The 446-nt window shown below is 48.4% G+C and carries 1 protein-coding gene; it reads right to left on the reverse strand.

The genetic code is table 11. The features are described 5' to 3' along the window. On the reverse strand, positions 1–446 hold a 446-nt coding region (locus tag F0U47_RS22985), incomplete at both ends, for a 30S ribosomal protein S19e (protein ID WP_149752377.1).

Below are 446 nucleotides of genomic sequence, written 5' to 3' on the forward strand. Positions count from 1 at the left end.
CTGCTGCTTGGCCTTTAGACGAACCTGGGCAGCGATTCTGTCAAGGTCTCGTCTACCTTGTGTGGTGAGAATGCGACCACCGTCCTGAACTTTCTCAACAAGCTTCACTGCCTCCAACGATTGCAAAGCCTTGCGTGCAATACTGCCTGATGACCTGCAGAAATGTGAAGGTGTAACTCCATTACGTTTGCGCCCACCGAAGATCTTGGTGACAGTCTTGACTCCAACAGGTGAGCGAATGTAAATATGACGAAGGATGGCAGCACAACGCACATAGAACCAATCAGGGTCATACGGAGCCAGCTCTTTGAAGCGAGCTGTCTTTACAAGATCCATGTGCTCAGGTACCTTGACTTTGCCCGTTTTTTTTAAGTGAGCAGCGACAGTTTTAACAATCTTGTCTTGTTCAACATCCTTTACTGTGACGGAACGCATCTTGCCTTGTG

Origin of the sequence: Nocardioides antri, from assembly GCF_008373765.1 — a bacterium.
Lineage (GTDB): Bacteria > Actinomycetota > Actinomycetes > Propionibacteriales > Nocardioidaceae > Nocardioides > Nocardioides antri.